This is a genomic window from Streptomyces sp. NPDC033174 (assembly GCF_055577795.1).
In genome coordinates this window covers 575,202-600,174 of sequence record NZ_JBVIPQ010000003.1, presented here as the reverse complement: position 1 = coordinate 600,174, position 24,973 = coordinate 575,202, and the positions used below count along the sequence as shown (strand labels likewise).

General features: G+C 72.7%; 31 protein-coding genes and 2 pseudogenes. 24 read left to right on the top strand and 9 right to left on the bottom strand.

Annotation, left to right across the window (positions count from 1 at the left end; genetic code table 11):
- Window positions 1–130 precede the first annotated feature (130 nt).
- From ACZ5VC_RS12880 to ACZ5VC_RS12835, 10 genes are all read left to right on the top strand, one after another.
- Window positions 131–1,024 (top strand): LysR family transcriptional regulator, encoded by an 894-nt coding sequence (locus ACZ5VC_RS12880; protein WP_469120088.1) that lies wholly within the window; start codon window positions 131–133, stop codon window positions 1,022–1,024.
- A gap of 97 nt (window positions 1,025–1,121) precedes the next feature.
- Entirely contained in the window at window positions 1,122–2,339 is a 1,218-nt protein-coding gene (locus ACZ5VC_RS12875; RefSeq protein ID WP_469120087.1) for a putative Ig domain-containing protein, read from the top strand.
- A 104-nt stretch (window positions 2,340–2,443) separates the two neighbouring features.
- On the top strand, window positions 2,444–2,653 hold the full coding sequence (locus tag ACZ5VC_RS12870) for a hypothetical protein (protein ID WP_468714244.1): 210 nt from the start codon (window positions 2,444–2,446) through the stop codon (window positions 2,651–2,653).
- Window positions 2,654–2,680: 27 nt separating this feature from the next.
- Window positions 2,681–3,475: a DUF5984 family protein gene (locus tag ACZ5VC_RS12865; protein ID WP_469120086.1), complete on the top strand. Its 795-nt coding sequence runs from the start codon at window positions 2,681–2,683 to the stop codon at window positions 3,473–3,475.
- Between the two features lie 164 nt (window positions 3,476–3,639).
- Entirely contained in the window at window positions 3,640–3,948 is a 309-nt protein-coding gene (locus ACZ5VC_RS12860) for a hypothetical protein (protein ID WP_469120085.1), read from the top strand.
- An 88-nt stretch (window positions 3,949–4,036) separates the two neighbouring features.
- Entirely contained in the window at window positions 4,037–4,918 is an 882-nt protein-coding gene (locus ACZ5VC_RS12855) for an oxygenase MpaB family protein (RefSeq protein ID WP_469120084.1), read from the top strand.
- 72 nt (window positions 4,919–4,990) lie between these two features.
- A complete protein-coding gene (locus ACZ5VC_RS12850; protein ID WP_469120083.1) occupies window positions 4,991–5,533 on the top strand; it encodes a 2Fe-2S iron-sulfur cluster-binding protein in 543 nt (180 codons plus the stop codon).
- Window positions 5,530–6,534 carry an FAD binding domain-containing protein gene (locus ACZ5VC_RS12845; protein WP_469120082.1) on the top strand — a complete coding sequence of 335 codons (1,005 nt, stop codon included), beginning with the start codon at window positions 5,530–5,532 and terminating at the stop codon, window positions 6,532–6,534. The genes ACZ5VC_RS12850 and ACZ5VC_RS12845 overlap by 4 nt, the downstream gene beginning before the upstream one ends.
- Window positions 6,531–8,633, top strand: a complete 2,103-nt coding sequence (locus ACZ5VC_RS12840; RefSeq protein ID WP_469120081.1) for a xanthine dehydrogenase family protein molybdopterin-binding subunit — start codon at window positions 6,531–6,533, stop codon at window positions 8,631–8,633. The genes ACZ5VC_RS12845 and ACZ5VC_RS12840 overlap by 4 nt, the downstream gene beginning before the upstream one ends.
- Window positions 8,634–8,758: 125 nt before the next feature.
- Window positions 8,759–10,390 (top strand): phospholipase D family protein, encoded by a 1,632-nt coding sequence (locus ACZ5VC_RS12835; protein WP_469120080.1) that lies wholly within the window; start codon window positions 8,759–8,761, stop codon window positions 10,388–10,390.
- On the opposite strand, the gene ACZ5VC_RS12830 is transcribed toward ACZ5VC_RS12835, so the two are convergent.
- Window positions 10,375–11,304 (bottom strand): SMP-30/gluconolactonase/LRE family protein, encoded by a 930-nt coding sequence (locus ACZ5VC_RS12830; protein ID WP_469120225.1) that lies wholly within the window; start codon window positions 11,302–11,304, stop codon window positions 10,375–10,377. The two genes, ACZ5VC_RS12835 and ACZ5VC_RS12830, sit on opposite strands and share 16 nt — an antisense overlap.
- Window positions 11,305–11,388: 84 nt before the next feature.
- On the opposite strand from ACZ5VC_RS12830, the gene ACZ5VC_RS12825 reads away from it, so the two are divergent.
- Window positions 11,389–11,832, top strand: a complete 444-nt coding sequence (locus ACZ5VC_RS12825; protein WP_469120224.1) for an Lrp/AsnC family transcriptional regulator — start codon at window positions 11,389–11,391, stop codon at window positions 11,830–11,832.
- 117 nt (window positions 11,833–11,949) lie between these two features.
- On the opposite strand, the gene ACZ5VC_RS12820 is transcribed toward ACZ5VC_RS12825, so the two are convergent.
- Complete coding sequence (locus ACZ5VC_RS12820; protein WP_469120079.1) at window positions 11,950–12,249, bottom strand: DUF1876 domain-containing protein; 300 nt, start codon at window positions 12,247–12,249, stop codon at window positions 11,950–11,952.
- Between the two features lie 130 nt (window positions 12,250–12,379).
- On the bottom strand, window positions 12,380–13,366 hold the full coding sequence (locus ACZ5VC_RS12815; protein ID WP_469120078.1) for a DUF3048 domain-containing protein: 987 nt from the start codon (window positions 13,364–13,366) through the stop codon (window positions 12,380–12,382).
- Window positions 13,367–13,571: 205 nt separating this feature from the next.
- On the opposite strand from ACZ5VC_RS12815, the gene ACZ5VC_RS12810 reads away from it, so the two are divergent.
- The 13 genes and pseudogenes from ACZ5VC_RS12810 to ACZ5VC_RS12750 form a co-directional block, all read left to right on the top strand.
- Window positions 13,572–13,889: a gas vesicle protein GvpO gene (locus ACZ5VC_RS12810; protein WP_469120077.1), complete on the top strand. Its 318-nt coding sequence runs from the start codon at window positions 13,572–13,574 to the stop codon at window positions 13,887–13,889.
- Window positions 13,890–13,946: 57 nt separating this feature from the next.
- Complete coding sequence (locus ACZ5VC_RS12805; protein ID WP_468714268.1) at window positions 13,947–14,372, top strand: gas vesicle structural protein GvpA; 426 nt, start codon at window positions 13,947–13,949, stop codon at window positions 14,370–14,372.
- Window positions 14,369–15,085 carry a GvpL/GvpF family gas vesicle protein gene (locus tag ACZ5VC_RS12800; protein WP_469120076.1) on the top strand — a complete coding sequence of 239 codons (717 nt, stop codon included), beginning with the start codon at window positions 14,369–14,371 and terminating at the stop codon, window positions 15,083–15,085. Before ACZ5VC_RS12805 ends, ACZ5VC_RS12800 begins: the two co-directional genes overlap by 4 nt.
- Before the next feature lie 4 nt (window positions 15,086–15,089).
- A complete protein-coding gene (locus ACZ5VC_RS12795; RefSeq protein ID WP_468714272.1) occupies window positions 15,090–15,326 on the top strand; it encodes a gas vesicle protein GvpG in 237 nt (78 codons plus the stop codon).
- Entirely contained in the window at window positions 15,323–16,063 is a 741-nt protein-coding gene (locus ACZ5VC_RS12790; protein WP_469120075.1) for a DNA primase, read from the top strand. Before ACZ5VC_RS12795 ends, ACZ5VC_RS12790 begins: the two co-directional genes overlap by 4 nt.
- Window positions 16,056–16,658 (top strand): hypothetical protein, encoded by a 603-nt coding sequence (locus ACZ5VC_RS12785; protein ID WP_469120074.1) that lies wholly within the window; start codon window positions 16,056–16,058, stop codon window positions 16,656–16,658. Before ACZ5VC_RS12790 ends, ACZ5VC_RS12785 begins: the two co-directional genes overlap by 8 nt.
- Window positions 16,655–16,972 (top strand): gas vesicle protein, encoded by a 318-nt coding sequence (locus ACZ5VC_RS12780; protein WP_468714278.1) that lies wholly within the window; start codon window positions 16,655–16,657, stop codon window positions 16,970–16,972. Before ACZ5VC_RS12785 ends, ACZ5VC_RS12780 begins: the two co-directional genes overlap by 4 nt.
- Window positions 16,969–17,784, top strand: a complete 816-nt coding sequence (locus ACZ5VC_RS12775) for a GvpL/GvpF family gas vesicle protein (RefSeq protein ID WP_469120073.1) — start codon at window positions 16,969–16,971, stop codon at window positions 17,782–17,784. Before ACZ5VC_RS12780 ends, ACZ5VC_RS12775 begins: the two co-directional genes overlap by 4 nt.
- Window positions 17,781–17,978, top strand: a complete 198-nt coding sequence (locus ACZ5VC_RS12770; RefSeq protein WP_469120072.1) for a gas vesicle protein — start codon at window positions 17,781–17,783, stop codon at window positions 17,976–17,978. Before ACZ5VC_RS12775 ends, ACZ5VC_RS12770 begins: the two co-directional genes overlap by 4 nt.
- Window positions 17,975–18,256 carry a gas vesicle protein K gene (locus tag ACZ5VC_RS12765; RefSeq protein ID WP_468714287.1) on the top strand — a complete coding sequence of 94 codons (282 nt, stop codon included), beginning with the start codon at window positions 17,975–17,977 and terminating at the stop codon, window positions 18,254–18,256. The genes ACZ5VC_RS12770 and ACZ5VC_RS12765 overlap by 4 nt, the downstream gene beginning before the upstream one ends.
- Before the next feature lie 122 nt (window positions 18,257–18,378).
- Window positions 18,379–18,696 (top strand): hypothetical protein, encoded by a 318-nt coding sequence (locus ACZ5VC_RS12760; RefSeq protein WP_468714290.1) that lies wholly within the window; start codon window positions 18,379–18,381, stop codon window positions 18,694–18,696.
- A gap of 114 nt (window positions 18,697–18,810) precedes the next feature.
- Window positions 18,811–19,527: a flavodoxin family protein gene (locus ACZ5VC_RS12755; RefSeq protein ID WP_469120071.1), complete on the top strand. Its 717-nt coding sequence runs from the start codon at window positions 18,811–18,813 to the stop codon at window positions 19,525–19,527.
- Between the two features lie 153 nt (window positions 19,528–19,680).
- Window positions 19,681–20,209: pseudogene (locus ACZ5VC_RS12750) on the top strand (MFS transporter); the annotation flags it as partial.
- Window positions 20,210–20,258: 49 nt separating this feature from the next.
- On the opposite strand, the gene ACZ5VC_RS12745 reads toward ACZ5VC_RS12750, so the two are convergent.
- From ACZ5VC_RS12745 to ACZ5VC_RS12720, 6 genes and pseudogenes are all read right to left on the bottom strand, one after another.
- Complete coding sequence (locus ACZ5VC_RS12745; protein WP_469120070.1) at window positions 20,259–20,951, bottom strand: RraA family protein; 693 nt, start codon at window positions 20,949–20,951, stop codon at window positions 20,259–20,261.
- A 274-nt stretch (window positions 20,952–21,225) separates the two neighbouring features.
- A pseudogene (locus ACZ5VC_RS12740) lies at window positions 21,226–21,414 on the bottom strand (L,D-transpeptidase family protein); the annotation flags it as partial.
- Between the two features lie 4 nt (window positions 21,415–21,418).
- A complete protein-coding gene (locus tag ACZ5VC_RS12735; RefSeq protein ID WP_469120069.1) occupies window positions 21,419–21,946 on the bottom strand; it encodes a nucleotide triphosphate diphosphatase NUDT15 in 528 nt (175 codons plus the stop codon).
- Between the two features lie 89 nt (window positions 21,947–22,035).
- Entirely contained in the window at window positions 22,036–22,704 is a 669-nt protein-coding gene (locus ACZ5VC_RS12730; RefSeq protein ID WP_469120068.1) for a hypothetical protein, read from the bottom strand.
- Between the two features lie 38 nt (window positions 22,705–22,742).
- The gene (gene pdxA, locus ACZ5VC_RS12725; protein ID WP_469120067.1) at window positions 22,743–23,732 is read right to left on the bottom strand and encodes a 4-hydroxythreonine-4-phosphate dehydrogenase PdxA; all 990 of its coding nucleotides are present in this window, start codon (window positions 23,730–23,732) and stop codon (window positions 22,743–22,745) included.
- Window positions 23,729–24,946, bottom strand: coding sequence for a four-carbon acid sugar kinase family protein (locus ACZ5VC_RS12720; protein WP_469120066.1), 1,218 nt, complete (start codon window positions 24,944–24,946; stop codon window positions 23,729–23,731). Before ACZ5VC_RS12720 ends, pdxA begins: the two co-directional genes overlap by 4 nt.
- Window positions 24,947–24,973: the final 27 nt, after the last annotated feature.

Here is a 24,973-nt window from a genome sequence, read left to right as displayed (position 1 = left end):
GCACATTTCCGGCCCATGCCGACGCGGTATGGAGTGCTGCCTATCCGGTGCACCACCCCGTTGAACGTTCGATCATTTGCGCGCTCGAATGCCCCTTACACCCTCAGGGCGCAGCGGCTACCGTCCGCTCATGTCCCCCACACTGCAGCAGCTGCGCCACCTCGTCGCCGTCGCGGACTGCCGCTCCATCACGGCCGCGGCGTCCTCCGTCTACATCGCCCAGCCCGCCCTTTCCCGGTCCATCCAGGCGCTGGAGCGGGATCTCGGCGTGGAGCTCCTGGACCGCAGGGGCCGGGGCTCGACCCTCACCCCCGAGGGCGCCCGTGTCGTGCGTCTGGCCCGTACCGTCCTCGACGCGGTGGAGAAGATCGAGGACATCGGGGCGGCGCACGTGGGCAGTTCGCGCACGGCTCTGACGGTGGCCGTCACCCCCACGCTGTCGCTCGATCTGGCCGCCGAGCTCGTGCCTGCCTTCACCGAACGCCACCCCGGCACCGAGGTGCGTCTGTTGCAGCACGACAGCCGCGAGGCGCTCGTTCGCGCCCTGGCCGACGGGGCCGCGGAGCTCGGGCTGGTGGATCTGCCGGTGGACAAGGAGCTGTCGGCCCATCATCTCCAGGACCGTGAGGTCGTCCTGATCTCCCCGCACGGCTCCGGGTTGCCGGACCCGCTCCCGTACCGGTATCTGAGCGGCCTGCCGATGGTGCTGCCGAACCCGGGGACCGGCCGGCGCACCGAGCTGGAGGCGATGTTCGGGCGGCTCGGCGTACGCCCGGTGGCGGCCGTGGAGGTGAACGAACGTCTGGCCTGGGTGACCAGCGTGTCGGAGGGGCGCGGTTCGCTGATCTGGTACCGGGACATGGTGTTACGTGTCTTCGGTCCCCGGGTCGAGGTCCGCTCCTTCACGCCGCCGCTGCTGCGCTCCGTCGGCATCGTGCACCGGCGCCGCCCGCTCAGCCGGGCGGCGCGGGCCTTCCTCTCGCATGCTCAGCACAACGCCCCCGTGTGGGAGTCGGTCCGGTGACACGGCCGGGCCGTCATACCGTGCGGGCATCGGGTGATGCGCAGAAGGTGTGCGGTGCACGCTTGGTCCTTGGCGCGTGCACCGTCACATTGTGCGCATGTCTCGATTCCTGATCCGAGGGCACGGCGCCCGGCCCGGACGCCGCCAAGCCCGCACGGGCACGGCCGCGGCGGCCACGACCGCCGCACTGACGGCCACCCTTCTCACAGTGGCGCCGGCGACGGCCCTGGCGAGTCCGTCGGCGGCGCCGGCCGCGGCGGCCGAGCGCGCCTGCACCCTGCCGTCCGGTCTGGCCGAACTGAGCGGCCTGGCCATGAGCACCAAGCACGTCGGTGTCTTCTACGCGGTCAACGACAGCGGGAACACCAATCAGGTGTTCGCCGTCGACTGCAACGGCGCCGCCGGTGTGCTCAAGGCGACGTTCACCCTCGGCGGGGCCACGAACACCGACTGGGAGGGGCTGACCGTCGGCAGGGACGGGCAGGGCCGGCCCGTAGTCCAGGTCGGTGACATCGGCGACAACTTCAGCGGCCGCGCCGAACTCATCGTCTACGGCTTCCCCGAGCCCGACCAGCTCGTCAGCGGGGCGGTCACACCCTCCTCCACACGCTTCGCCTACTCCGACGGACGGCACGACGCCGAGTCCCTCCTCGCGGACCCGAAGACGGGCCGGCTCCACATCGCCAGCAAGGTGATCGGCGCTGCCGGGCAGCTCTACAGGGCCCCGGCCGAGCCCCAGCCCGGCCAGGTGAACACCCTCACTCCCGTCCGTCCGGGACCGGTCTTCGCCACCGACGGCGCCTTCTCTCCCACGGGCATGTCCTACGCGCTGCGCAGCGGCGGCCCGCTCGGCGCCAACACCGCCTACGTGTACGACGCGGCGGGCACGAAACTCGCCGAGGTGCCCCTGCCGTCCCAACCCCAGGGGGAGACCCTGACGTACGCCGACTGCTCGACGCTGCTGGTGGGTTCGGAGAACGACACCCAGCTGTGGCGCGTCCCGCTGCCACCTGAGGCGGCCCCGGGCTGCGGGACGACTCCACCGCCGGGCGGTGACCTGAAGGTGACTAACCCCGGCAGCCAGACGTGCAAGTTCAACCAGAGCTGCACGATCCAGCTCACCGCGACCGGCGGAAAAGCCCCCTTGAAATACAGCGCCACCGGTCTCCCCTTCGGCCTCTCCATCGACAGCACCACCGGAAAGATCACCGGCAAGCCCTGGCAGACCGGAACCCTCCAGATCACCGCCACAGCCACCGACTCCACCACAGCCACCGCAAGCACCACCTTCCCCCTCACCATCAACTGGTTCTGACGGGGCTGGCCTCGGCCCCGGTGCGGCAGGACCCGTACACTCGTGATCCGCTGCGGCTCCGCGTGCACGGGTCGTCTGCCTGCCGTCCAGGGAAGGACCCGTTCGTGAACGCGCCACCGGCCGATGCGCCGATCTACGCCCAGCTCATACGGGAACGCGGTGACGTACCCACCGACGTCCGCAGGACCGCCGAGGAAACCCTGCGGGACGTGGAGCGCGTGCTCAACTGGGGCCCGGGGCTCGCGTCCGGGAGCTACCCGCAGGAGAACTTCGGCCGACAGCAGCCGACCCGCCCCCAGCTCGGCCCGGCGTAGCCCGGGCACAGCCCCGGGCACTGAGCCGTGATTCCCGCCGGGCCGCCCGCGATCCGCTTCCGCTTCGGGCTGACCCCGGTGGAGCGGCTCGGACCGTGGGACGCCGACCGCCCCCTGCCGCACTGGTTCGCGCTGACCGACGGCTGGTACTGCGTCGACCTCGGCGGTCATGAGGTGCTGCGTTACGCGGAGAGCACCGTCCGGGCCCTGCGGCACGGCGCCCGGGGCCGGCCGTCCCACCCGTATGTCGACTACTACGTCGTCCGCCTGTGGGAGGACGTGCTCGCGCTGGTGTCGGACGCGTTGGAACCGGTACCCCCGGACCTGGTGGACCTGGCGCAGGACAGCTCGGACTGGGGCTGGGTGGACACGCCGGAGGCCGACGCGGCGTCGAACTGGCGCGGTGCGGGCTACCTCTACACCGGCTATCTGCGCGTCGCCCCGTCCGTCCGGTGTCTGCGCACCGTCGCCGGCGAGGACGACATGACCACGCTTCTGTGGGAGCACCAGGCGGACCCGGAGGGTGTGATCGAGTTCGCCGGTCCGCCCAGGGGACGGGTCACCTTGCCGACGAGCGAGTTCCTCGCGGCGGTGACCGCCTTCGACCGGGACCTGTTCGCCGCGATGGAGCGGCGCATCGACGAGCTGGGCGCGGTCGCCCCGCCGGGCAGCGAAACCCATCTGGAGGAGCTGCAGCGGCAGCACCGGGACCGGGCGACCTGGCTGCGGCGGGCGCGGGAGCGCGATCCGGGCACGGACTGGGAGATGGTACGGAGGGGTGTCCGCGCGCTCCTGAGGGCCAGGTCCTCGCGGGAGGACTGAGGCAGGAGGTCGCGGCGCCCGGCGATCGAGGCACGGGGCACGGCGCACCCCGGGGGCCAGTCCCGGCGACACGCCCCGGCGCCAGGCCCCGGCGGCCGGTCCTTGCGGCCGGTCCTGAACCCGCCACCGGGCATGACCCCTGGCCGTTGGGGAACCCGCGGCGCATGGCACGGAGGAAGCGCTACGCGGTCGCCGCGTCCGGACAGTGGGTCGACGAGGAGCAAGGGCGTCGCCGGCTACCGGCCGGGGAGGTGCACGCCTGGGAGCCGGGGATGAACCAGACCGTCTGCGGGCTGGCCCTCAGCCGCTCGGAGCTCGGCCGGTTCCCCCACCTCACCTGGCCGGACATCCTCCCGGAGTCGGGAGGCGCGGCGGACCGGGTGCGGCGTGTGTGCCCCCGGTGCGCCTCGGTCGCGGGGCGCCGGGGCGGCGATGCGCGCGCCCCCTGGCAGCGGATCGATCCCCGGCCGTGAGGCGCGCGGGGGCGGGTCCGGGGCCGGGAAGGCATACCGGGCCGCCGGAAGAGGGATGATCAGGCGCCCGAAGCGGGATGATTAAAGGATGAACCTCTCCGCGCCTCGGGTGTCCGGCCTGCGGGAGCGACTCGGAGCAAGCCTGTTCACCCGGGTCGCCGGTCCCACCGGACCGGAGAACCGTGCCCGGATCCACGGCACCCCGGGGCCCCGCTGGTTCGGCCCCGAGCGGCCCATCCGTACCGTCCACGGCGACGCCGCGATGTTCATCGGCGGACTGACCGCGCTGCTGCTGCAGTCCCTGCACCCGCTGGCCATGGCGGCTGTGGCGGCCCACTCCGGCTATCGCGGAGACCCCTGGGGACGGCTCCAGCGCACCAGCACCTTCCTCGCCACGACCACCTACGGCACCGCGGACGACGCTCAGCGGGCCGTCGACCGCGTACGGGCCGTCCATGAGCGCGTCCGGGGCACGACGGCCGCCGGCGAGCCCTACCACGCCGCCGACCCCCATCTCCTCGGCTGGGTCCACGTCGCCGAGGTCGACAGCTTCCTGCGCGCGCATCAGCGCTACGGCGCCCATCCGCTCGACCCCGCGGGCTGCGACGCGTACATCGCGGACGCGGCCAGGGTGGCCGCCGCTCTCGGGGTCGTCGACCCGCCGCGCGACCGGGCGGCCCTCGCGGCGCGGATCGCCGCCTACCGGCCCGAACTCCGTGCGACGCAGGAGGCCAGGGAGGCGGCGCGTTTCATCCTCCTCCACCCGCCGCTGCCGCTCCTGGCGCGAGCGCCCTACGCCGTCCTCGCCGCGAACGCCGTCTCCACCCTGCCGAGGTGGGCGAGGACGCCCCTTCGGCTGCCGTACGTTCCCGGCGTGGAGGAGACCTGCGTCCGGCTGACCGGGCACGCGCTCACCCACACCATCCGCTGGGCGCTGACCCCTCCCCCGCCGACCCGGGACAGTCGCTGAAACCGCGCGAAGTGTCACCTTTTGATAGGAAGGAGAGGAAGCGATGTCTCCGGACCGGAAAGGTGTGACCGCGTGGAGCCCACCAGCCAGCAGGAGAACGCGCACAGCTCCGTCCTCACCCTCCACGTCAACGGCGAGCCACGCACGCTGACGCTCGACCACCGCACCACCGTCCTGGACGCCCTGCGCGAGCACCTGGATCTCACCGGCGCCAAGAAGGGCTGCGACCACGGCCAGTGCGGCGCGTGCACGGTTCTCGTGGACGGCCGGCGCGCCAACAGTTGTCTGCTGCTCGCCGCCGCGCACGACGGGGCGCGGATCACCACCGTGGAAGGGCTCGCCGACGGTGAGCGGCTCCATCCGGTGCAGGAGGCGTTCGTGGCGCGGGACGCCCTGCAGTGCGGCTACTGCACTCCGGGCCAGATCTGCTCGGCCGTCGGCATGCTGGCCGAAGCCTCCGCCGGCCACCCCTCCCATGCGACACCGCACCAGCACATCGCCGACGGTCCCGCCGAGCTGACGCCCGACGAGATCCGGGAACGAATGAGCGGCAACATCTGCCGCTGCGGCGCCTATCCGAACATCGTGGGCGCGATCGGGGAGGTGGCGCCGTGAAACCCTTCGCGTACGTCCGCGCCGAAAGCGCCGAGGACGCGGTCGGCGCCTGCGCCGCCCGCCCCGGCGCCCAGTTCCTGGCCGGCGGCACCAATCTCGTCGACCTCATGAAGCTCGGGGTCGCCGCACCGGAACTGCTCATCGACGTCAGCCGTCTGCCGCTGAACGAGATCGAGGAGACCCCGGAGGGCGGTCTGCGCATCGGCGCGACCGTGCGCAACAGCGACCTGGCGGCCCACCCGGTGGTGCGGACCCGCTACGCCGCCCTGTCGCAGGCCCTGCTCTCGGGCGCCTCGGGGCAGCTGCGCAACACCGCGACCACGGGCGGAAATCTGCTCCAGCGCACCCGCTGCGGGTACTTCCAGGACATCTCGAAGCCCTGCAACAAGCGTGTGCCGGGCAGCGGTTGCCCCGCCCGCGAGGGCGTGCACCGCGATCTCGCGGTGCTCGGCCACTCCCCGCACTGCGTCGCCACCAACCCCTCCGACATGGCGGTCGCGCTGGCCGCCCTCGACGCCACGGTCGACCTGCTCGGCGCCGACGGGCCGCGCGGCGTCCCGGTCACGGACTTCCACCGGCTGCCCGGCGACCGCCCCGACCAGGACACGGTCATCCGTACGGGCGAGCTGATCACCAGTGTGACGCTCCCGGCCTCCGCGCCCGGCGCGCAGGGCTACCGCAAGGCCCGTGACCGTGCCTCCTACGCCTTCGCGCTCGCTTCCGTCGCCGCCGTGCTCCGGGTCGACGACGGTGTCGTCCGGGACGCGGCGCTCGCCTTCGGCGGGCTCGCCCACCGGCCGTGGCGGGCCCGGGCGGCGGAAGAGGTGCTGCGGGGAGCGCCCGCCACGGAGGAGACCTTCGCCCGGGCGGCCGACGCCGAGCTCGCCGCGGCCGAGCCGCTGCGCGACAACGGCTTCAAGGTGCCGCTCGCGCGCAACCTCACCATCAGCGTGCTGGCCGAGCTGGCTTCGCGTACCCGAGGACGTGAGACCCCGTCATGACGGATGCACAGGCCCCGCTGGGCACCCCCGCCGTCCGCCGCGAGGCACGGGACAAGGTCACCGGCGCCGCGCGCTACGCGGCCGAGCACACCCCGCCGGGCTGCGCCCACGCCTGGCCCGTTCCCGCCACCGTCGGCCGCGGACGGGTCACCGCCGTGCACGCCGAGGAGGTGCTGGCGCGACCCGGCGTCCTCGCGGTGCTCAGTCACGAGAATGCCCCCCGTCTCAAGGAACCGGACGACCCGACGCTCGCGCTCCTCCAGAACGACCGCGTCCCGCACCGCGGCTGGTACGTCGCCCTGGTCGTGGCCGACACACCCGAGAACGCCTGTGCCGCCGCCGACGCCCTGCGGGTCGAGTACGCGAGCGAGCGGCACGACGTCCAGCTGACCGGCGACCATCCGGGGCTCTACACACCGGAGGAGGCGAACGGCGGTCATCCCGCCGTCCGTGAACGCGGCGACTTCGACGCGGCGTATGCAAGCGCCACCGTCCGGGTCGACGCCACCTACACGCTGAGCGCGCTGCACAACCATCCGATGGAACCGCACGCCTCGACCGCCCGGTGGGACGACGGGCGTCTGACGGTGCACGACTCGAGTCAGGGCGCCGGTACCGTACGCGACACCCTCGCCCAGATCTTCGGGCTGAACAAGGAACAGATCACGGTCGTCTCGGAACACGTCGGCGGCGGATTCGGCTCCAAGGGCACCCCCCGTCCGCAGGTCGTACTGGCCGCCATGGCCGCGCGGCACACCGGCCGGCCCGTCAAACTGGCCCTGCCCCGCCGCCAGCTGGCGGCGGTCGTCGGCCACCGCTCCCCCACCGTGCAGCGCGTCCGGCTGGGCGCGGGCGTCGACGGTGTCATCACCGCGCTCGCCCATGAGGTCGTCACCCAGACCTCCACGGTCAGGGAGTTCGTCGAGCAGGCGGCGGTTCCGGCCCGCACCATGTACGTCTCCCCCCACAGCCGCACCAGCCACCGGGTGGCCGCGCTGGACGTGCCCACTCCGTCGTGGATGCGCGCCCCGGGCGAGGCGTCCGGGATGTACGCGCTGGAGTCGGCGATGGACGAACTCGCCGTCGCCGCCGGGGTGGACCCGGTGGAACTGCGGCTGCGCAACGAGCCCGACACCGAACCCGACAGCGGCCGTGCCTTCAGCAGCAGGCACCTCGCCGAGTGTCTCCGGGACGGGGCGCGGCGCTTCGGCTGGGAGCGGCGCGACCCGGCGCCCGGCGTCCGCCGCGAAGGCGACCTGCTGTTGGGCACCGGCGTGGCGTGCGCCACCTATCCCGTCCTCATCAGCCCGTCGAGCGCCCGCGCCCATGCCCTGCCCGACGGCACGTGTGTGGTCCAGGTCAATGCCACCGACATCGGCACGGGGGCCAGGACCGTGCTCGCGCAGATCGCCGCCGACGCCCTGGACGCGCCCCTGGAGTCGGTCCGCGTGGAGATCGGCAGCACCGAGCTGCCCGACGCCCCGCTGGCCGGCGGCTCTTCGGGCACGGCGTCGTGGGGCTGGTCCGTGCACAAGGCCTGTACGGCGCTGGCCGGGCGTCTTCGTGCGCAGTCCGGTCCCCTGCCGGCGGAGGGTCTGTTCGCGCTGGCGGACACCGAGGAGGAGACGGGCGAGGAATCGCCGTACGCGCGGCACGCGTTCGGCGCGCACTTCGCGGAAGTGCAGGTGGACACCGTGACGGGCGAGGTGCGCGTACGCCGCCTCCTCGGCGTCTTCGCGGCCGGCCGCATCCTCAATCCCCGTACCGCTCGCTCCCAGTTCATCGGCGGCATGGTCATGGGCATCGGCATGGCCCTGACGGAGGGCAGCACCATGGACCTGGCCTTCGGTGACTACGCGGAACACGATCTCGCGTCGTACCACGTGCCCGCCTGCGCGGACGTGCCGGCCGTCGAGGCGCACTGGATCCACGAGGACGATCCGCACCTGAACCCGATGGGCAGCAAGGGCATCGGCGAGATCGGCATCGTCGGCACGGCGGCGGCCGTCGCGAACGCCGTTCATCACGCGGTGGGGGTGCGGCTGCGGGACCTGCCGCTGACGCCGGACAAGCTGCTGCCGCGTCTGCCGACGCGCTGAGCCCGAAGCGCTGATTCCGGCGTGCGGGACGCGGCAGTCCCGTACCCGGGCCTCTTCGGATGAGCGGGCCCGCAGCGGGTACCCGCGAGGGTGGCAGGTGACGTGCGGGCGGAAGGACGCGTGCTGTGGAACTCACCGACTGGCTGCTGACGTCACGGCAGCGCGGGAATCCCGCGACCCGCCTGGACAGCCGTCGGCCCGGCGGGACGGCCTGGTCGAACGGCAATCACGTACGACCGCTCGTCCATGGCGCGACCTACTTCACGGAGCTGCTCGCCGCGGTGCGCGCCCAGCGCGCCGGAGACCTGCTGCTCTTCACCGACTGGCGCGGCGATCCCGACGAACGGCTGGACGGCCGGGGCAGCGAAGTGGGCACCGTGCTGTGCGAGGCGGCCGCACGGGGAGTGATCGTCAAGGGGCTGGTGTGGCGCTCCCACCTCGACCGCTTCCAGTTCAGCGAGTCCGAGAACCGCCACCTCGGCGAGGAGATCGAAGCGGCGGGCGGCGAGTGCCTGCTCGACATGCGGGTGCGCCCCGGCGGCTCCCACCACCAGAAGTTCGTGGTCCTACGGCACCCGGGCCGCCCCGAGCGGGACATCGCCTTCGTCGGCGGCACCGACCTCTGCCACAACCGCCGCGACGACGCCACCCACCGCGGTGACCCGCAGTCGCAACAGATCACCGAGGAGTACGGGCCGCATCCGCCGTGGCACGACATCCAGCTGGCGATCCGCGGACCGGCCGTCGGCGACATCGAGGCGGGCTTCCGCGAACGCTGGGACGACCCGGCTCCACTCAGCCGCAGCCCCGTCACCCGCCTCCGGGAGCTCTTCCACCGGGAGGACACCCGCGCGAACCCGCTGCCGCCCCAGCTGCCGGACCCCGCGCCGTGCGGCACGCACACCGTGCAGGTGCTGCGCACGTACCCCAATCGGCTGCTGGAGGGCTACGACTTCGCACCCGACGGCGAGCGCAGCATCGCCCGCAGCTATCTGAAGGCGCTGCGGCGGGCCAGGTCTCTCATCTACCTCGAGGACCAGTACCTCTGGTCCCCGCACGTCGTCGGCTACTTCGCCGAGGCGCTGGCCGCCCACCCGCGGCTGCGCCTGATCGCAGTGATCCCCTCCCTGCCCGAGCAGAGCGGCCGGCTGACGCTGCCGATGAACCTGGTCGGCCGGATGTCGGCCCTGGACAGGCTGCGCGCGGCGGGCGGGGACCGCGTCGCCGTGTACGGGCTGGAGAATCACGCGGGAACGCCGGTGTACGTCCACGCCAAGGTCTGCGTGATCGACGACGTGTGGGTGTCGGTCGGGTCCGACAACATCAACCTGCGCTCCTGGACGCACGATTCGGAGCTGAACTGCGCCGTACTGGACGAGAGCGTGGATCCGCGCCCGCCGCTCGACCCGGGCGGACTGGGGGACGGCGCCCGCCGCTTCGCCCGGGACCTGCGGCTCGAGCTCTCACGCGAGCACCTGGACCTCGACCCGGCGCCGGGCCCCGAGCCCTCCGCCCCTCAGGCGCCGGACGACCTGTGCGACCCGGTGGCCGCCTTCGACGCCTTCGCGGCGGCGGCCGCCGCGCTGGACGCCTGGCACGACGGCGGCCGGTCCGGGCCGCGCCCGCCCGGTCGCCTGCGCACGTACCGTCCGCCCGAGGTGTCCCGCGCGGCGAAGAGACTGTCCACACCGCTCTACCGCCTGCTCGTGGACCCGGACGGGCGACCGCTGCGGCTGCGGCGTCACAACGCCTTCTGAGGCACGCGTGGCGCGCCGGTCACGGACATCACCAGCGAGTACAGCGAGTGGGTGGCCGTGATGAACAGGCGGTTGTTCTTCGGGCCGCCGAACGCGATGTTGGACACGGGCTCGGGGACGAGCAGGCGTCCGAGCAGCGTGCCGTCCGGGTCGTAACAGTGCACGCCGTCGTGGAACGCCGCCGCCCACAGGCGGCCCCTGTCGTCGAACCGGATGTTGTCGAAACCGCCGTCCACACGCTCGGCGAACACCTTCCCGCCCGAGAGCGTGCCGTCGTCGTGGACGTCGAAGACCCGGATGGCGCGGGCGCGGGTGTCGGCGACGTACAGCCGTGTCTCGTCCTGCGAGAAGACCAGTCCGTTCGGTGTCTCGAATCCGTCGGCGACCAGCGTGACGCCTCCCGTCGCCGGGTCGATCCGGTAGACGTTGCAGGCGCCGATCTCACTCTCGGCGCGGTGGCCCTCGTAGTCGGTGGTGATTCCGAAGTCGGGGTCGGAGAACCATATGGAGCCGTCGGAGCGGACGACCGCGTCATTGGGGCTGTTCAGCCGTTTTCCGTCGAAGCGGTCGGCGAGCACCGTGATCCGGCCGTCGTGCTCGGTGCGGGTGACGCGGCGGTTGCCCTGCTCGCAGCTGATCAAGCGGCCTTCCCGGTCGAGGGTGTTGCCGTTGACGTGCCCGGCGGCGGAGCGGAAGACGCCGACGGCGCCCGTCTGCTCGTCCCACCGCAGCAGGCGGTCGTTGGGGATGTCGCTCCAGATCACCTGGCGCCACGCGGGCAGGTAGAGCGGCCCCTCGGCCCAGCGGCAGTCGCCATGAAGCTGCTCGAGCCGGATGTCCCCGCTGACGCAGCGCCCCGTACGGAATCGCTCGTCCAGAATCTCATAGCGACCGTCCACGATCTCACCGGACATGGTCTCCCCCATCACCTGTTTCCCGAATGCCATTTGGTTCAGCAGCACTATGCCAGAACAAGATATGGTCGCGGTATGGCGATGGTGGATGAGATGGACCGCGCGCTGATCGCGGAACTCCAGAAGGACGCGACCCAGGCGTATGCCGCCCTGGGCAAGGCGGTCGGCCTGTCGGCCGGCGCGGCACACGAACGGGTGCGCAAACTGCGCGAGCGGGGCGTCATCCGCCGCACATCGGTCGATGTCGACCCGGCGGCACTGGGGCAGGGCGTTCTCGCCTTCGTCATGGTCGAGTCGTCGGCGTGGATGGGTGAATCCGCCGCCGATTTCGCCGCCATCCCCGAGATCCAGGAGGCCCACGTCATCGCGGGCAGCGCCTCGGTACTGGTCAAGGTGCGCACGGCCACGGCGGAGCGGCTCCAGGACGTTCTGCGGCGGCTGTACGCGATCGACGGCGTCAGCGGCACGCAGGCGACCGTCGCGCTGGAGACCTTCTTCGAGCGGCCGGTCCCACCGGCCGCCGGGTGAAGCCGCCCGTCCTCCGCCCCCGGAGGCGGCGCGTGAACTCCTCGAAGCCGGGGGCAGCCGTGCGGGCGCGCCTCCTCCCCCACCGGGGAGAGGCGCGCCGCCCTTTCGCGGGTCCGGTCAGGTCAGCGCCTCCGGCCAGCCGTATCCGGGGCCGGTGTGCGTGGGTACGGTCGCCGCGCCCACGGCTTCCAGGTCGCGGTCGGCGACCCGCATCAGCTGTCCGGCGAGATCCCGCATGGCCCTGCTCGCGGCCAGTTCGTCGCCGATCGCCGGTACGTCCACGTCCGCCGGGTTGCACCGCGCGGTGCCCCGGCCCTTGAGCGTGGCCGTGCCCGTCTCCAGGACCGCCTCCGCCTTCGTCCGGCCGTCCTCCTCGACGAGTTTCAGGCCGACCGTCCACTCCACCGTCCGTGTCATGGCCTGCCTCCTTGCCCATGTTCCCGGCCGTACCCTGCCGCGTTTGCGGTGCGGCCTGTGCCTGTTACCAGGATCCTCCCGGGCCCGCCCGGCCGCACACCAGCGAGGACCTCTCCACGCCGGGATGTGATCACTTGGCGGTGAGAAGGACCCAGACCTGACCGGGCGCAAAGGTCATCGGTTTGCCGTCGGGAGTGGTGAAGGAGGTGCCGCGCTCCGCGGTGGCCCGGCTCCAGCGGGCGTCGTGGCTTCTGCCGTCGCGCAGGACGAGCGCCGTGCCGGAGCCGACGGTCTCGGTGAACGGCGACACGCTTCCCCACCGGTCGTGGAACTTGGAGGCGTGGACGTCGACCTTCTGGACCACCACGGTCGGGGTCCCCATCCGTCCGCCGTCCGTCGTCCGCGCGGCCTTGCCGTCCATGCTGACGAGCCACCGCTTCCCGGGGGCCGACCAGGTGAAGGAGAAACGGGCCGCCGGGAACCGCACGGTGTACTCGTTGAGCCGTTCCCCGCCCGCCGGCGCGGCGCCGAAACGGAAGCCGATGTCCCGGGCCTTGTCCGCCTTCGGCGCGGCGGCCAGGGCGGCCCCCGGGCGCACGTAGAGGTTGTGCGGGGCGGCGCGGGCGGAGTCCCGGAAGAAGGCCCGGGGCGCGTCGTCCGGCAGCAGGGGGAACAGCGGGGCCGCGTCGATGAGCGGCTTCAGTGCCGACTGCGAGCCGGAGTAGGCGAGGGCCGGGCGGCCGAACTGCCGCAGCAGTTCCATGTCCGACTCGCGCGCGCTGCGCACCGGTCCCACCTTCGGCGGCAGCCGTGACGAGAAGACCGCGAGTATCCGGCTCTGTCCGCCTTCGACCTGTTCGACGTAGATGATGTCCGCCGCGCCGAGACCCGTGTGCGGCCGCGCGGGGACCACATTGTCGATCTTGACGGCGAGGACTCGGCTCTCGCGGGCGGGAAGCCCGGTGAAGGGGGACGTCCCGCTCGGCGGACTGGTGGTGGACGAACGCTTCGTCTCCCCGTCGGAGGACGAGCAGCCGAAGAGCCCGGCGGCCAGCGCTCCGCAGGCCACCGCGGCGACGATCGCGCCGGCCGGATTCGTCTTGCGCGTCACAACCATCGGCCTGCACCTCGCCTCCAGTGGAACACGAAAGCGGGGAGTGGGACAGCCCCGCCTTCGCACTGGCGTCCACACCGCTTCCGGGAGTCCGGGGGACGCTCCTCGCGCGGCCCGGGGCGCCAGGTGCGGGACGTCCGCGACGGCACCGGCCCCGGGCCACGGGTTTACCTGGCCGAGTTGCGGCAAGCCGAACCCCGAGGCAGACATGGGAAACACATCAGAGAACACCCAGAAGACCAACCAGTCAGAGGAAGCGTCGGACCAACTACCCGGATCCATAGAGGTGTTGCGCGCGGCTCGCGCCCAACTCCAGGAACTCACCGGCATGGAGGCCGAGTCGGTGTCGTCCTTCGAACGGACGGACAACGGATGGGCCTTGCACATCGAGGTCCTCGAACTCGCCCGAGTCCCGGACACCATGAGTCTTCTCGCTTCGTACGAGGTCGAAGTCGACCCGCACGGCGAGCTCACCGGCTACCGACGCATCCGCCGCTATGAGCGCGGCAGGGCGGACCGCTCCTAGGAGCGGCTTTCCCGCCCTGTTCGTCCGCGCTCGCAATCATGAGGGAGGCACCAGGCAATGACCGTTGTCCCGGCACAGCAAGGCGGTGGCGGCTCCGGCGGCACCAGCGGCCTGTACGACGTCCTGGAACTCGTCCTCGACCGTGGAATCGTGATCGACGCGTTCGTCCGCGTCTCCCTGGTCGGCATCGAGATCCTCAAGATCGACGTCCGGGTCGTCGTCGCCAGCGTCGACACCTATCTGCGCTTCGCCGAGGCCTGCAACCGCCTCGACCTGGAGGCAGGTCCCCGCAAGAGCCCCGGACTGCCCGACCTGGTCGGCGAGATCACCGAGTCCGGAGCGCGAGGCAAGTCCAAGGGCGCGCTCAGCGGCGCCGCCCAGACCATTTCCGACGCGTTCAGCCAGGCACGTGACGAGGCGCAGCCCGAGTCCAAGTCGCGCAGCCGCAGCACCTCGTCGCGCCGTAAGGAGGAGCAGGAGTGAGTACGTACGTCTACGGGATCGCCCGGGCCACGCATCCGCACCTGCCCGAGAAGCTGAGCGGGGTCGGCGAACCGCCGCAGGCCGTACGCGTCCTGGAACAGGGCAAGCTCGTCGCGCTGGTCAGCGACGCCCCTGAGGATTTGAAGCCGAAGCGGCGCGATCTCCTCGCGCACCAGAACGTGCTGGCGGCCGCCGGCGCGGACGGCACGGTCCTGCCGATGCGGTTCGGCGGGATATCGCCGGACGACGACGCGGTGGTGGCCGTACTCGCCGAGCGCGAGGACCACTACATGGAGCGGCTCGACGCGCTCGACGGCAAGGTCGAGTACAACGTGAAGGCCACGCACAACGAGGAAGCCATCCTCCACAAGGTCCTCACCGACGATCCGGAGCTCCGGGCCCTCAGCGAGGCGAACCGGGCCGCGGGCGGCGGAACGCACGAGCAGAAGATCGCCCTCGGTGAGCGTGTCGTGGCGGCCGTGAAGCAGCGCGAGGCGCGCGACGCGGAGCTGATCCAGCAGGCCCTGGAGGGCTCGGCCACGGACGTCTGCCCCGGACCGCAGAGCGCCGGCTGGGTGGCGAACGTCTCGTTCCTGGTGGACCGGGACAAGGCCGCCTCGTTCGTGAACACCTTCGACCGTTTCGCGCAGGAGCAGCCCCACCTCGTCCTTCAGGCGAACGGGCCGCTTCCGCCGTACAGCTTCGTGGAGTGAGCGGATGGGCCTGCTGACAGAACTGCTGCTCCTGCCGGCGGCCCCCGTGCGCGGCACCGCCTGGGTGCTGCGGCAGGTGGTGGCGGAGGCCGAGCGGCAGTACTACGACCCCGCCACCGTTCAGCGCGAACTCTCCCGACTCGCGGCGCGGCTGGACGCGGGAGAGATCGACGAAGCGGAATTCGACCGCCAGGAGGACGAGTTGCTCGCCCGGCTGGAGAACGGAGCGCGGCTGCAATGAACGATCCCCGCTGGGGCATGGGGCTCGCGTTCGGTGCGGGCTACGCCCTCGGCCGTACGAGGAAGGCCCGGCTGGTCTTCGCGATCGGGGCCGCGGTGGTGGGCGTGAAGCTGCGGCTCGGGCCCCGCGCCGTCGCCGAGTACACGGCGAGCCGGCTGCGGGAGCACCCGGAGATCAAGGAGATCGGCGATCAGCTCCGGGAGGACCTGCGGGGAGTCGGCAGGGCGGCGGCCCGTTCTCTGGCCGACCGGCAGGTGCACTGGCTGGCCGACCACCTCCAGACGCGCGCTCTGGCGGTGCGCGACCGGACCGCGGACATGCTCTCGGCTCCGTCCCGTCCCCCGGCCCTTGACGAGGCCGACGCCGAAGGAGAGGGCGAGAGGGAGGACGAGGACGGGCCGCCGTCCGGCGGTGGGCGCGGTCCCCGGCGGACTGCCGCGAGGACCGCGCCCGCGAAGAAGGCGGCGAAGAAGGCGCCGGCGCGGAAGGCCGCCGCCGGGCGCGCGGCGGGCGAGTCGCCGACGACGGGTGGAGCGCCGGCGAAGAAGCAGCCCGCCAGGAAGCAGCCCGCGAAGACCACCAGGAAAGCCGCCGGGAAGACGGCGGCGAAGACCGCCGCGCGGAAGGCGCCGGCCAGGAAGACGGCCGCGAGGCGCACGACGACCGCCAAGCGGAGTGCGGCCGGGCCGAGCCCGGCCCGGAAGCCCGATGCGAAGGGAGGCCATGGCGATGAGTGAGGCGACCGAGAGGCTCAAGGACGAGTTCCACGGATACCTCGCCGCCCAGGCCGAACGCGTCCTCGTCCGCGCAGGCCGCGCCCTGGGGCGCTCCACGGTGGTGCTCAGGGACATCGCCGACGGCCGCAGCACCGGCTTCGCCCAGCTCGCCCTGGAGAGCGGCCGGAAGATCACCCAGGGCAAGGGCCTGGTCCGCGGAGCCGTCGAGATCGGCGCCTCCCGTCTCAAGGAGAGAGTCATCACGTACGACGCGAGTCCGACCGTCGTCATCGAATCCGTCGACGTCCCCGTTTCCCCGCGTCTCGCGTACGACCGGTGGGCGGAGCTGCACGGCAAGGGCGACACCACCGCCGGTCACAGTGACGGCGACGGGCCGGAGTACCGGATCGCCCGGTCGACCGGGGACGAAGCCGCCTGCGCCGTCTCCTTCCACGCGATGGCCGACGACCTCACACGGGTGCTGCTGGTCGCCGAGTACCCCTCGAACAACCTGACGGCGAGGGCGGCCGGTCTCTGGCGGACCCGGGCCCGCCGGGCCCGTCGCGACCTGCGGGACTTCGCCCGCGACCTCTCGAGCGAGCGGAGCAGCCGATGACCAGCCCGGCCGGCCGGCTTCCGAGCCCGTACGCCTCCGAAGGCAGCAGCGCCAATCTCGCCGACATCCTCGAGCGTGTCCTGGACAAGGGCATCGTCATCGCCGGTGACATTCGCATCAACCTTCTCGACATCGAGCTGCTGACCATCAAGCTGCGCCTCGTCGTCGCGTCCGTCGACCGCGCCAAGGAGATGGGCATCGACTGGTGGGAGAGCGACCCGGCTCTCTCCTCCGGCGCGCGCCACCGCGAACTGGCGCGGGAGAACGAGGAGTTGCAGCGCCGAATCGCGGAACTGGAGGAGCGGACCGCATGACCGACACCGACCGACTGCGCTATGTGTACGCCGTCAGCCGGCCGTTCGACGGCGTGCTGCCCGACGGCGCGCAGGGCATCGGCGGCGAACCGCCGCGGCTGGTGCGCCACCACGACCTGGTCGCCGTCGTGAGCTCCGTACCGGCCGCCGACTTCGACGAGGCCCCGCTGCGCGCGCGGCTGGAGGACCTCGACTGGCTCGCCGCCACGGCCCGGGCCCATGACGCGGTGATCGCCGCGCTCTCCACCGTCACGACTCCGCTCCCGCTGCGCCTGGCGACGATCTGCCGGGACGACAGCGGGCTGCGGCGCCTGCTGGAGGACGGGCACGACCGTTTCGTCACGGCCCTCGATCGGCTGGACGGGCGGGTCGAGTGGGGTGTGAAGGTGTACGCGCAGCCGGTGGAACCGGCGTCCGCGCCCCAGCCCGCCGCCACCCCCGCCTCCGGTGGCGGCCGTGACTATCTGCGCCGCAGGCTCAACGACCGCCGCAGCCGCGACAGCGACTGGGAGCGGGTGAGCACGCTGTGCCGACAGCTGCACGACGAACTCTCCTCCTACGCCGAGGCCGCCACCCTGCACCGCCCGCAGGACGCCCGGCTGTCGGGCGTCGACGCGGTGAACGTCCTCAACGCCGCCTATCTGGTGGACCGGCGGCGCGGCGAGGGCTTCGTCCAGCTGGTCGAGAGGACCTCGCTGCCGGGGGTGCGGGTGGAGCTGACGGGACCCTGGGCGCCGTACTCCTTCACCGGTGCCTTCACGGAGGACGCGGGTGCCGGCGTCGATGGCGACGCGCGGGGGGCGGTCCGATGACCACCCCGCCGAATGCCCTGGCCGAGCGGCGTGTCGCCCTCGTCGACCTCCTGGACCGGCTGCTGGCCGGTGGTGTGGTCATCACCGGCGACCTGACCCTGTCCATCGCCGACGTCGACCTCGTCCGCGTGGACCTCAAGGCGCTGATCAGCTCGGTGAGTACGAACCTGCCCTCCCCCTGGGAGCAGCGATGACCGGCGGCGAGCCCCGGCGCCGCGTCGAACTCGACCCGGACACCGTCGAACGCGACCTCGCCCGGCTGGTTCTCACCGTTGTCGAGCTGCTGCGCCAGCTGATGGAACGCCAGGCCCTGCGCCGCGTCGAGGACGGACAGCTCACCGAGGACCAGGAGGAGCGGATCGGCCTCACGCTGATGCTGCTGGAGGACCGCATGGAAGTCCTCCGCTCACGATTCGGCCTTGAGCCGGAGGACCTGAACCTGGACCTCGGCCCCCTGGGCCCGCTGCTGTGAAGGCGGCTGTCGCCGCACCCTGTTCGACGGCGCGGCCGGGATTGTCTAACGGCTCGGTGACGGTGGGGTTGCAGAACGGGTGCTCCGCGCTCCCCCGCGCGGGGACGGCCGTTGAACCGTGCATGGCGGCAATCGAATCCCCCATCCCGACGCCCGGCGCCTCCCTGCTGGGCGCGTACTGGCTGAACTCTCCGCTGCACGCCGCGGACAAGTGCGTGTGGTGTGTCCAACTGGGCCAGGCCGGCCCCGGCGCCCCGCGGGACGCCGTGTCGGTCGGCGCGCAAACGCCGCGGCGGCCCGGGGGGCCGAAGGCCGGCCCGGTGCCGGAGGGGTCCCTCGCCTCGGCGGCGGAACGGCTGGCCGACCCGGCGCGGATGGTGATGCTGTCCATGGCCGTGTGCACAGTGGTGTCGGCGATGCTCGTGGTGACCCTGATGTGAGACCAGCCGCCTGTTCGTGGGCCGGCCTCTCATACGTTCGGGTGCCTGCGGTGGCTCGCCCCGGCGGGTGCGGAGGAGGGTGGGGGCGTACTCCCCCTCCTGAGGAGACGGCCGATGCCCGAGACTCCGTACCGCTACGACACGCTGCGCGCGCTGTACATCAACTGCACGCTCAAGCGCTCACCGGAGACCAGCAATACCGAGGGTCTCATCGACAGGAGCCGCGGTGTGATGGAGAGGAACGGTGTCACGACCGAGGTGGTCCGGGCCGTCGACCATGACATCGCGACCGGGGTGTGGCCGGACATGACCGAGCACGGCTGGGAGTCCGACGCCTGGCCCCGGCTCTACGAGCAGGTCATGGCGTCCGACATCCTGGTGCTGTGCGGGCCCATTTGGCTCGGCGACAACAGCTCCGTCATGAAGCAGGTCGTCGAGCGCCTCTACGCCTGTTCCAGCCTGCTCAACGACCGGGGCCAGTACGCCTACTACGGCCGGGTCGGCGGCTGTCTGATCACCGGGAACGAGGACGGCGTCAAGCACTGTGCCATGAACGTCCTCTACAGCCTCCAGCACCTCGGCTACACGATTCCGCCCCAGGCCGACGCCGGCTGGATCGGCGAGGCGGGCCCCGGGCCCTCCTATCTCGACGCGGGCTCGGGCGGTCCCGAGAACGACTTCACCAACCGCAACACGGCCTTCATGTCCTGGAACCTCATGCATCTGGCGGCGATGCTCAAGCAGGCGGGCGGCGTCCCCGCGCACGGTAACCAGCGGTCCGAATGGGATGCCGGCTGCCGCTACGACTTCCCGAATCCCGAGCACCGGTGAACGGCCCCGGCACGCCCCGTTCGAGGTGAGCGCGGCTTCACCCGCGCTCGCCCGCTCCGGCGTGCGCGGCCAGCTCGGCCGGCGTGCGGGCGTAGGAGGGATCCTTGCGCAGGAGCGCGCAGACCGTTTCGAGCCGGGGGCCGTTCGGGGCCGGCAGGCGGTGACACCGCCGGTGCGGTGGCGCTGTTCGTCCTGTTCGCGGGCAGCGCGCTCGGCACGGTCCTCGGCGGCCGGCTCGCCGCGCGCTGGGGGCGCGTGCGCGTCACGTGCTGGGCCTACGCGGCGGCGGTTCCCGCCGTCGCGGGCGTGGTGTTCCTGCCGGGTCCCGCGCTGTACGCCGGGGTGGCCCTGGCGGCGGTGGGGCTGTACGTGCCGGTGTCCACCGTCTTGTAGCCGCCGGACGAGCCGATTCTCCTTGCAGGTGACGCGCGCTCAGGACTATCTGCCGGTCCGGGTGGGCACCGCCAGTGGCCTCACCCTGGGGCTGACCGTCAGCGTCGGAGGTCTCGCGGGGCCGCTGATCGGCGCGGTCGCGGACGCCACATCGCTGCGGACGGCGCTCATCCCGCTGATCGTGATGCCCGGCCTCGCCCGGCTGCTCGCCCGCGCGCTGCCCGAGCCGGCGGCGGCCGAGCCGACCGGCCCGTCCCACCCTCCGCGGGCGGGCGTACGGCAGCGCTGAACGGCCGACCGGCGGGGTGCGGTTCCCCGCCAGTCGGGGACCGGACGGGCTACTCCTCCACCGCCCCGCCCACGCGCCGCAGATGCTGCCGGAAGGTGTACGACGGGTCGGCCGCCCGCCGGTTCAGGAAGTCGTCGAAGGAGACCTGGTCGCGCAGCGTCTCCCCGCCGCGGATCCGGCGTGCCTGTTCGCGTTCGGTCCGGCCGATCCGGTCAGCCGTGGCGAGCACGTCGTCGACCAGGTCGGCGGCGACGAACAGCACACCGTCGTCGTCACCGAAGACGATGTCGTCCCCGCTCACCCGATGCGTGCCGATCCTGGCCGTGACCAGCGCCTCGGGCTCGCGCTCGTCGAGCCGTACGGGGCCGGGGGCGTAGCGGCCGTACGAGAAGACGGGAAGGCCGATCTCCACCAGCTCGGGTGTGTCGCGGTGCAGGCCCCAGACGACGAGGCCGGTGAGACCGGCCGCCTTGGCCTCCAGCGCCGCGAGGTCGCCGACGCAGGCCTCGTCCTCCCGGCCGCCGTTGTCGATGACCAGGACGTCTCCCGGCCGGCTGCTCGCGAAGGCCTCCAGGAACACGTCGACGCTGCCGTAGTGCCGCACCGGCAGGACCCTGCCCGCGATCCGGTGACCCGGTACGACCGCGGTGATTCCGGGCGGCGCGGCGCGCAGAGGGATCCCCGCGCGGACGCAGGCGTCGGCGATGAGGGGGGTGGTCAGGTCCTCGAATGCCTTGAGCATCGTGTTCTCCCTGGCTCGGTCGCGTCGCCGCCGCTGAGGTCGGCGCGCGGATGAGGAGCGGGCGGCGTGATCCTACCGACCGCGACCGCCGGGGGCGGGCCGAGTCAGAGGTGGGGCGCAGCCTGCCCGGGCGGCTCTGTCCGGCGCTCTGCCCGCTCTCCTCGCGTTCCAGGGCGCTTCCGTCCAGCCAGGCCGCCCAGCAGAGGTTCCGGTCGCCGTAGCCGTTGTCGAAAGGGGCCATCTCCTCGCCGTAGCCCTTGACGACCTCGACGACATCGCCTTCACGGAGGGTCCGGAAGAGCCAGGCGGCGTCTTCGGGGCTCATGCCGGTGCAGCCGTGGCTGACGTCGTCCTTGCCCTGGGCGTCCGACGACCAGGCGCGGCGTGGAGCGGCAGGCGACGGCGCCCGGCCGGCGGTAATCGGACACGGCCGTCGGAGGGGTGGGCCGGCGGGGCGGCCCACCCCGTCAGGACTCCCGTCGTGGGGCACCGGGCGCGAGGTGGTAGCGGTGGGCGGGCGCGTGATCGATGACGAGACCGGGCCGCCAGGTCGTCAGGGCCTGGGCCGACGGCGTGAACAGAGGGCTGGGCAGACGCTGGGGGTCGTGCCACTCCCAGCGGTCGATCTTGTCGGGCTCGGCCACCGCCGGGGTGCCGTCGTGGGCGGAGACGAGGGCGACGGCGGTCAGCCGGTTCACCCCCTCGACGCTGTCGAGCAGGATCGCGAGGATGTCGGCCTGCCGGGCGTCGGCGCGCAGCGTGGTCTCCTCCGCCAGCTCCCGCACGGCGGCGTCCTCGATGGACTCGCCGGCGTCGACCTTCCCGCCGGGTAGCTCCCACACGCCCGAGGGATGCAGGCCGAGCAGCACCTGCCCGCGCCCGTCGGTGACGACGACACCGACGCCCAGCGCGGCCTGCGGCTCCGGCGGGCGCGGGCCGCGGTGGCGGCTGGTCACGGGTCCGTGGGTGTCCTGGGGGCCGGGGCTGGTGGTCACGCGTTCTCCTGGTCGGTCGTGGATGGCGCGGGTCGCGCGGTCGTCTTCATCGTCCCGCATCGTGGCCGCCCCTTTCCGCGTACGGGAGTTCAGGCGCCGACGGCCGCTAGGACGGGCGCGAGCTGCGCGGCGAGGGTGCCGGCGTCCGGCTGGAGCGCCCCGGCGAACGCGGCCGAGCCGATGGTGAAGGCATCGGCTCCGGCGGCTGCCAGGGCCTGGATCTGGTCGGTGCCGGTGATGCTGCCCGCCACGACCAGACGACCGGTCGTCGCGGCGCGGGCCGCGCGGACGAGGTCGAGGGGGGCGGCGTCGGTGGCGCGGTAGGCCAGCAGGTCGACCCCGGCACAGCCCGCTTCCCCGGCACGACGGCAGTCGTCGGCGATCCGCTCCGGGCCGCCGCCGAGACTGGTCGGGTGCCCGTGCGGCCGCCCGGCGAAGGGCAGATAGCGGACGGGTGTGCCGCGCAGCAGCTCGACGGTCTCGTCGATCCAGGTGCCGCCCATGAGCCAGTCGACGCCGAGGTCGAGGGCGGTGCGCACTGAAGTGAGGGCCTGCGCGCGGTCGGTGCTCACCACTTCGAGGTAGGTGGTGGCCCCCATCTGTCTGACCCGGTCGTGGAGTTGGGTGAGGGTGGCGCGGTCGGTGCCGATGTCCTTGAAGCCGATGTGGCGGATGCCGAGGTGCTGGACGCTGTCGAGGACGTCGAGGGCGTCGCAGACGGTCCGGTCGTCGCGGGTGAGCATGAAGATGAAGTCCATGGGGTCTCGGCTTCCTCGGGTGATGACCGGCGGGCCGGTCAGGGGCGGGTGGGGGCGGGCCCGGAGAGGGCGTCCGCGTACCGCAGGGCGGTGAGCAGGCTGGTGTGGTCGGCCGTGCCGAGGCCCGCGATGTCGAAGGCCGTTCCGTGGTCGACGCTGGTGCGGACGAAGGGCAGACCGATGGTGATGTTGACGCCGTGTTCCAGCCCCAGGTACTTGACGGGGATGAGGCCCTGGTCGTGGTACTGCGCGACGACGACGTCGAACTCCCCGGCGCGGGCGCGCATGAACACGGTGTCGGCGGGCCAGGGGCCACTGGCCCGGATGCCTTCCCGCCGCGCGGCCTCGACGGCCGGGGCGATGATGTCGAGGTCTTCCCGGCCGAACAGGCCGTTCTCCCCGGCGTGCGGGTTCAGACCGGCGACCGCGATGCGCGGAGCGGGATGGCCGCCGCGTCGGAGTGTGTGGTGGGTGAGGCGGATGATGTCGAGTTCGCGGGCGGTCGTGAGCGCGTCGATCGCGGTGCGCAGCGACTGGTGGACGGTCACCAGGACGATACGGAGCTGCTCGTTGGCCATCATCATGGCGTAGTCCGTGGTGCCGGACAGCTCGGCCAGGATCTCGGTGTGCCCGGGGTGGGGCACCCCGGCGAGGCGTAGGGCCTCCTTGTTGACCGGCGCGGTCGTCAGGGCGCGTACGTCGCCCGCGAGGGCGAGTTCGATGCCCCGGCGCACGTACCGGAAGGAGGCCGCCCCGGCGCGGGCGTCCAGGCTCCCCCAGGGCAGCTGCCGGGGCAGTTCGCCCTCGGCGATGACGTCCACGGTGCCCGGGAGGTGTACGGCCCGGTCCACGGAGGTGATCGGCCGGATGGTCAGCGGGGTGCCCGTGAGGCGGCACGCACGATCGAGGACGTGCGGGTCGCCGATGACGACGAGGGGCGCGGTACGGGAAGGGTCGGCGCAGGCCTTGACAATGATCTCGGGCCCGATCCCGCACGGGTCCCCCATGGTGACGGCGATCGGGATCACGCCCGGCCTCCCCCGGGTCCGGTGTACGAGAAGTCGCCGTCCGGCCGGGTCAGGATCCGGCACAGGCGCAGCAGTGTGCGGTCGTCCCCGAACCCACCGGCCTTGATCAGTACGGAGGTTCCGGGCCGGTCGAGCAGCGTCCCCCGGGCCACGCCCGGCTCGGGTTCGTCCACCAGGGCGATACCGCCGCCACCGAGCGCGTGGAGCACGGTCGCCGCCGTTTCCCCGCCGGTGACGAGGAGCGCGTCCACACGGCCCTCGTCGACCAGCGTCCTGGCCGCCACTGCCGCGCTGCGGCCCAGCGCTCGTGCCGTGTCCGGCGCGCATCGCTCGTCGGGCAGGCGCAGGGTCAGGACGTCCGACGGCGACGCGTGGCGCAGCGATGCGACGGCCCGGGCCGGGTCCTCGCCGATCGTGACGCTGTGGACGTGCGGCTCCCCGGCGAGCAGCGCGAGCTGGCGGCGGGTGGCGGGGTGGGCGCTGCCGGCGACCACCAGCGGGCGGCGGGCGGGGGCCGGCCCGGCGGCGGGCGCGGCGGCGGGGTGCGCGTACCGTCTGGCGAGCGCGGCGGCCAGCCCCGGAGAGCCGACCCAGAGGACCTCCTCCGGGCGCGCGATCGCCCCCACCAGCCGGTCCAGGTCACCGTCCTGCGCGGCGGAGCAGACGATCAGGCCTCCCCCGCGGACCAGCCGGGGCAGTTCGTCCGCCCGGCACGCGTCGGTCAGGACGGCTTCCGGGAGCATGACCGCCAGGTCCGCGCAGCGGACGGGATGGACGGGGTCACGGGCGAACTCGCCGGCGTCGACGGGGACTCCGTGGACCAGCTGGATGCCGCCCACGGTGGTCCTGCCCTCGGCGGGGAACGCGGGAGCGATGACGACCGCGCGCCGCTGTGACCCCGCCCGCGCCGCCCGGATCTCCGCGGCGACATGGCCGCGCAGCGTGGAGTCCATGGTCTTGAGCAGGAGGCCGGCCCCCGCGAACGCACGGGCCGCGGCCCGTGTACGGGCGGCGGCGTCGGCCTCGTCCAGGAGGCGGCTTCCGAGGTCGACCGCGATCACGCCGGCCGCCGCGGGTCGTCTGTCCGCCGGGACGGACAGCAGGATCCGGGCCTGGTGTCCGGCCGCGCGGAAGGGAGCCGCGCCGTCCCCCGCGCTGGTGAGGTCGTCCGCCAGCACGACGATGCCCGGCGAGTCGGTGTCTAGGCAATCCATGGCCCCTGCCCTTGTGATCGGTGATGA

Bases quoted from the DNA above. Each gene is read 5' to 3' on its own strand.
- ACZ5VC_RS12785 (WP_469120074.1), top strand. From the start codon at position 16,056: ATGAGTGAGGCGACCGAGAGGCTCAAGGACGAGTTCCACGGATACCTC.
- ACZ5VC_RS12775 (WP_469120073.1), top strand. From the start codon at position 16,969: ATGACCGACACCGACCGACTGCGCTATGTGTACGCCGTCAGCCGGCCG.
- ACZ5VC_RS12855 (WP_469120084.1), top strand. From the start codon at position 4,037: ATGAACCTCTCCGCGCCTCGGGTGTCCGGCCTGCGGGAGCGACTCGGA.
- ACZ5VC_RS12795 (WP_468714272.1), top strand. From the start codon at position 15,090: ATGGGCCTGCTGACAGAACTGCTGCTCCTGCCGGCGGCCCCCGTGCGC.
- ACZ5VC_RS12720 (WP_469120066.1), bottom strand. From the start codon at position 24,946: ATGGATTGCCTAGACACCGACTCGCCGGGCATCGTCGTGCTGGCGGAC.
- ACZ5VC_RS12815 (WP_469120078.1), bottom strand. From the start codon at position 13,366: ATGGTTGTGACGCGCAAGACGAATCCGGCCGGCGCGATCGTCGCCGCG.
- ACZ5VC_RS12790 (WP_469120075.1), top strand. From the start codon at position 15,323: ATGAACGATCCCCGCTGGGGCATGGGGCTCGCGTTCGGTGCGGGCTAC.
- ACZ5VC_RS12770 (WP_469120072.1), top strand. From the start codon at position 17,781: ATGACCACCCCGCCGAATGCCCTGGCCGAGCGGCGTGTCGCCCTCGTC.
- ACZ5VC_RS12840 (WP_469120081.1), top strand. From the start codon at position 6,531: ATGACGGATGCACAGGCCCCGCTGGGCACCCCCGCCGTCCGCCGCGAG.
- ACZ5VC_RS12755 (WP_469120071.1), top strand. From the start codon at position 18,811: ATGCCCGAGACTCCGTACCGCTACGACACGCTGCGCGCGCTGTACATC.
- ACZ5VC_RS12830 (WP_469120225.1), bottom strand. From the start codon at position 11,304: ATGTCCGGTGAGATCGTGGACGGTCGCTATGAGATTCTGGACGAGCGA.
- ACZ5VC_RS12875 (WP_469120087.1), top strand. From the start codon at position 1,122: ATGTCTCGATTCCTGATCCGAGGGCACGGCGCCCGGCCCGGACGCCGC.
- ACZ5VC_RS12880 (WP_469120088.1), top strand. From the start codon at position 131: ATGTCCCCCACACTGCAGCAGCTGCGCCACCTCGTCGCCGTCGCGGAC.
- ACZ5VC_RS12760 (WP_468714290.1), top strand. From the start codon at position 18,379: ATGGCGGCAATCGAATCCCCCATCCCGACGCCCGGCGCCTCCCTGCTG.
- ACZ5VC_RS12820 (WP_469120079.1), bottom strand. From the start codon at position 12,249: ATGACACGGACGGTGGAGTGGACGGTCGGCCTGAAACTCGTCGAGGAG.
- ACZ5VC_RS12745 (WP_469120070.1), bottom strand. From the start codon at position 20,951: ATGCTCAAGGCATTCGAGGACCTGACCACCCCCCTCATCGCCGACGCC.
- ACZ5VC_RS12765 (WP_468714287.1), top strand. From the start codon at position 17,975: ATGACCGGCGGCGAGCCCCGGCGCCGCGTCGAACTCGACCCGGACACC.
- ACZ5VC_RS12860 (WP_469120085.1), top strand. From the start codon at position 3,640: ATGGCACGGAGGAAGCGCTACGCGGTCGCCGCGTCCGGACAGTGGGTC.
- ACZ5VC_RS12810 (WP_469120077.1), top strand. From the start codon at position 13,572: ATGGGAAACACATCAGAGAACACCCAGAAGACCAACCAGTCAGAGGAA.
- ACZ5VC_RS12730 (WP_469120068.1), bottom strand. From the start codon at position 22,704: ATGGACTTCATCTTCATGCTCACCCGCGACGACCGGACCGTCTGCGAC.
- ACZ5VC_RS12805 (WP_468714268.1), top strand. From the start codon at position 13,947: ATGACCGTTGTCCCGGCACAGCAAGGCGGTGGCGGCTCCGGCGGCACC.
- ACZ5VC_RS12780 (WP_468714278.1), top strand. From the start codon at position 16,655: ATGACCAGCCCGGCCGGCCGGCTTCCGAGCCCGTACGCCTCCGAAGGC.